Here is a 1116-nt window from a genome sequence, read left to right as displayed (position 1 = left end):
CAGGTAAAGCGGCATACGGCGAGTTTAATGCTACTGTAAATACGGGTGCAACCATATTGCAGGCTCCTGCCGTGACACTAAGTTATAAGATGAGCTTAGATATAGGCGGCGGTCAGCGAGTCTTCATAGAGATGGATAGCGCTTCCGAGCTTGAATTATGCGACGCGACAAAGGTTTCTAAAAGCGTTAATATCCTACCTTTAAGCGGTTTACAGGTAGTCAATAAGAATTTTAGTAAAAATGACGACGACGATAGGCTATATACTCAAATCTCCGATAAGCCTTTCGATGCGAAACTTATCTTTAGACCGGATTATGAAAGCCAATTTTGTAAGGAATATAGCGATAAAACCGGTAAATGTACGGATTATATCGACGCAGCCGCAAATTCTCCTTACTTTAAAAAAGATCCGGTTACGGGTAAGCTCGTATATATCGGCAGCGAGGCTAGAAAGCTCGAGAAATTTGGCTTGAACGGTGAATTATATTTATCCGTTATTAGGGCTAAGAATGCCGCTACTACCTCAGATAAAGTCAGCGAAAGTGATAAGAACAAAACCGCAGTTTATGCGTGCCGTTCCGTAACTGATTCTCTAAAAATTCCATTTAAATTAAATGGCGATGCTTATTCAACAGATAAGAAAGTGGATTTTAAAAACAAGAGTATTTTGGCTTTAAATAATATAGAGATAGGAGATGCATATCAAGGTCTTACATTTATGCTTAGTTATCGTCCGGATGGGCAAGCTACTTCGAGGTCTGATTTAGATCAATATATAAAAGAAAAAGATCTCAATAGTAGCGATCCTAAAGCATATTATCTAGAGCTTAAGAAATGGGAGCTTAAAAAGCAATTTGGATATTGCGAAACCGGGGAGAAATTCGACTGGTGCAATAAAAAACTAACTGCAGAGCAAAAGAAGAACATTTGGGATAATATTATCAAAAAGAAACTGGATGAACTTAAAGATAGCATAAACAGTGCCAGCGAGAAGTTCGGTATCAAAATGTCAGAAGACGGCTCATTCCATATATGTGGTAGCGATAACTTCGTGCTTCGTCCTGCATATTTTAATGTAGATACAAAAGCGCTGAAGGATTCGGGCAAGTATAGCA

1 protein-coding gene is annotated in these 1116 nt (G+C 38.8%); it reads left to right on the top strand.

Translation table 11 applies throughout. The annotated features are described in order from the left end of the window. The coding region (locus Q0257_RS10680; RefSeq protein WP_298024709.1) for a hypothetical protein at positions 1 to 1116 on the top strand (1116 nt) is incomplete at both ends.

The organism is uncultured Campylobacter sp., from assembly GCF_938018035.1.
GTDB lineage: Bacteria > Campylobacterota > Campylobacteria > Campylobacterales > Campylobacteraceae > Campylobacter_B.
Note: the sequence above shows the minus strand (reverse complement) of the source record. Positions and strands in the feature narration are given on the sequence as shown.